Origin of the sequence: Mesorhizobium sp. M2A.F.Ca.ET.039.01.1.1 (assembly GCF_003998035.1) — a bacterium.
Lineage (GTDB): Bacteria > Pseudomonadota > Alphaproteobacteria > Rhizobiales > Rhizobiaceae > Mesorhizobium.
The window spans coordinates 1-2,842 of the sequence record NZ_RZRY01000747.1 but is presented as its reverse complement, the minus strand read 5'-3'; the positions used below and the strand labels follow the sequence as shown (position 1 = coordinate 2,842).

Genomic DNA, 2,842 nt, shown 5'->3' with positions numbered 1-2,842 from the left:
GCATGCGGCGGAAGCCGGTGTCGGCATCGACTATCGCGCCGCGACGGCCGAGGAACTGGCGGACGCCGGCGAGACCTTCGATGTCATCCTCAACATGGAAGTGGTCGAGCATGTCGCCGATGTCGACCTGTTCGTCGCCAAATGCGGCCAGATGGTCCGCCCGGGCGGCATCATGTTCGTCGCCACGATCAACCGCACGCTGAAGGCGCTCGGCCTTGCCATCATCGGCGCAGAATATGTGCTGCGCTGGCTGCCGCGCGGCACGCATCAGTTCGGCAAGCTCGTGCGGCCGGACGAATTGGAAAAGGCGCTGGGCGCCGCCGGGCTCACGGTGATCGACCGCACCGGCGTCATCTATCATCCGCTGGCCGACCGCTGGCAGCGCTCGAAGGACATGGACGTCAACTACATGGTGCTGGCAGAGAAAGCCTCGGTCTGATCGCGTCAGACCTCAGGCTTCCAACGGCCGATAGCCGCCCCGCCAGTAGATCAGAGCCTGCCCAGCGTCCTGGATTCTGACAGCTTCGACCGAACCGATGACGATCGAATGCGCGCCGCGGTCGATCATCTCGTCGAGGCTGCAGTCGAACGCGGCCACCGCATCGGTGAGCAACGATGCGCCGGTCTTCAGCGTCGTCCATTCGGCACCCTCATAGCGGTCCTTGCCCTTGATGCCGCCGAAGCCGGAGAAGCGCTCGGCCACCCGCTGGTGCTGAGGCCCGAGCGAGTTGACGCCGAAATGCCGGTAGCGCTCGACGACCGGCCAGGTCGACGAGGAGCGGTTGACGCAGGCGATCACCTTCGGCGGTTCCGCCGACAGCGACACCACCGAGATGACGACAAGGCCGGTACGGTCGTCGCCGACGCCGGCGGTGATGACGCTGACATTGCCGACGATGAGCCGCATGGCGGCGCGGAAATCCGCGACGCTGACCGGACCTTCCGCGTTGGCCATGGCTTTCTCCTTTTTCGCCGAAAGCAATCTCACGAAAGATGCGTAGTTGTTCTCTGTCTGGAACAGCGTCAAGGCGAGCTTAAAGCATGTCTCCCGAAAATGGGAACCGGTTTCGGGATAAGGACATGCGCCGCGAGCAAAGATGGATTAGCTGCGGGACGACGCCGGCTCGATCCGGACCGACGCAGGCGCGCCGTTTTGGCTTTGCGCCTTCGTGGTGATGAACACACCGGCGGTGATGATGGCCGCACCCAGCCAGGTCAGAAGCTGGTAGTGCTCGCCGAGAAGGATCGTCCCGGCGAACAGGCCGACGGCCGCTGCCACATAGCCGATCTGGCTGAGATAGACCGGGCCGCCGACGGCCTGCAGGCGGAAGAAGAAGACGAACATTGCCGAGGCCGAGGCGACCTGCCCGACGATCACCAGCGGCACTCCGGCGAGCGGTGCGAAGGCCTGCCAGCCCAAAAGCGTCAGTATGCCGATGAGGAGCAGCGTGGCCGAGGCCAGATGGCTGCCGACGGCGAGCTCGATCGGGCCGGTGCCTTCCGGCCAGTCGACGGTACGATAGATGTTGCCAGCGGCAAGGCTGACCGGGATGAGCAGCCCGATCGCCACCCAGAAATAGTCCGCTGCCTGGCCGGCCTCGCCGCGCGTCAGCGCGACCATCACCGCGCCGACGAAGCCGACGGCGATGCCGATGACGCCGAGCAGGTTCGGACGCCTGACGCCGAGCAGGATCGAGAACACCAGTGTGATCACCGGCGACAGCGTGAACATGATGCCGGTGTAGCCGGCGCCGAGATGCGGGATGGCGGAAAACATCAAAAGATTGGGGATGGCATAGGAAAGCGCCGCGGTGACGAAGAAATAGCGCAGCTTGTGCGGCGTCAGCCGGATGCGCTCGCCGCGCAGCAGAAGCGCAAGCAACAGCACTCCGCCTGCGCCGACCGATATAATGAAAGCCCAGACCATGGCCGGCACTCCGGCGGCGGTGGCGAGCTTGCCGAAGGGCAGCGTCATGCCGAGCAGGCCGCCGGTCACGACCAGAAGGCCGATAGCCGAATCCCAGAGAAATTTCATCGGGCTGTCCTGTCGCTGCATGACCGCTTGGCGGCCGGTTCTTCATGCGATAAGATAGCGTAAAGATTCTTTACGTCAAGATACTTTGCGGTGAGCGATATGGATCGGGCGGGCAGGGCTATGGAACAGTGGCGGCGGGAGCGGCCGGATCTCGACGTGTCGCCGATGGGGGTGATCGGACGGCTGAACGAGGCCTCGGCGCTCATTGCGCGCGACCGGCTCGCGCCGGTCTTCGCCCGCTTCGGGTTGCAGGCCGGCGAGTTCGACGTGCTGGCGACATTGCGCCGGTCGGGCTCGCCCTATGCGCTGACGCCGACCGAGCTATATGAGGCGACGATGGTGACGTCCGGCGCCATGACTGCCCGCCTCGATCGCCTGGAAAAGGCCGGTCTGATCCAGCGCGCGCCGCACCCAAGCGATCGGCGCGGCGTGGTTGTGCAGCTCACCGCGAAAGGCCGCGAGCTCACCGACACCGCACTCGCCGCTCATGTCGCCAACGAGCACGAAATCCTCGCCGGCCTGACGCAAGAGGACCGCGAAATGCTGGCGAAACTGCTGGAAAAACTGATCGGAAGCTTGAGTTTGCCGTCCTAATTCCGGTCGTCCGGAAAACTCGGGATCGGCATGAACTCGACGCCATCCTCGATCAGGCTTTGCGCCTCCTCCGGCGTCGCCTCGCCGTAGATGCCGCGCGGATCGGTCTCGCCGAAGTGGATCTTGCGCGCTTCCTCGGCGAACTTGTCGCCGACATAGTCGGCATTCTCGCGCACCTTCTCGGCCAGCGCCTTCAACTGCGCCAACGCCTGC

5 protein-coding genes are annotated in these 2,842 nt (G+C 64.7%); 2 read left to right on the top strand and 3 right to left on the bottom strand.

Going from position 1 to position 2,842, the window contains the following annotated elements:
- On the top strand, positions 1-439 hold a 439-nt coding region (gene ubiG, locus EOA24_RS33010; protein ID WP_127410527.1), incomplete at its 5' end, for a bifunctional 2-polyprenyl-6-hydroxyphenol methylase/3-demethylubiquinol 3-O-methyltransferase UbiG.
- Between the two features lie 12 nt (positions 440-451).
- On the opposite strand, the gene EOA24_RS33005 is transcribed toward ubiG, so the two are convergent.
- Both EOA24_RS33005 and EOA24_RS33000 read right to left on the bottom strand, forming a co-directional pair.
- Entirely contained in the window at positions 452-955 is a 504-nt protein-coding gene (locus tag EOA24_RS33005) for a flavin reductase family protein (protein ID WP_126081082.1), read from the bottom strand.
- A 147-nt stretch (positions 956-1,102) separates the two neighbouring features.
- Positions 1,103-2,035 (bottom strand): DMT family transporter, encoded by a 933-nt coding sequence (locus tag EOA24_RS33000; protein WP_127256546.1) that lies wholly within the window; start codon positions 2,033-2,035, stop codon positions 1,103-1,105.
- Positions 2,036-2,134: 99 nt separating this feature from the next.
- Here EOA24_RS33000 and EOA24_RS32995 point away from each other — a divergent pair, with 99 nt between their 5' ends.
- On the top strand, positions 2,135-2,629 hold the full coding sequence (locus tag EOA24_RS32995) for a MarR family transcriptional regulator (protein WP_126083699.1): 495 nt from the start codon (positions 2,135-2,137) through the stop codon (positions 2,627-2,629).
- Here the strand turns inward: EOA24_RS32995 and EOA24_RS32990 are convergent.
- The coding region (locus EOA24_RS32990; protein WP_127410526.1) for a DUF1178 family protein at positions 2,626-2,842 on the bottom strand (217 nt) is incomplete at its 5' end. The genes EOA24_RS32995 and EOA24_RS32990 overlap by 4 nt on opposite strands.

What these genes read in the sequence shown, in the direction of transcription:
- EOA24_RS32995 (WP_126083699.1), top strand. Translation starts at nt 2,135, where the DNA reads ATGGATCGGGCGGGCAGGGCTATGGAACAGTGGCGGCGGGAGCGGCCG.
- EOA24_RS33000 (WP_127256546.1), bottom strand. Translation starts at nt 2,035, where the DNA reads ATGAAATTTCTCTGGGATTCGGCTATCGGCCTTCTGGTCGTGACCGGC.
- EOA24_RS33005 (WP_126081082.1), bottom strand. Translation starts at nt 955, where the DNA reads ATGGCCAACGCGGAAGGTCCGGTCAGCGTCGCGGATTTCCGCGCCGCC.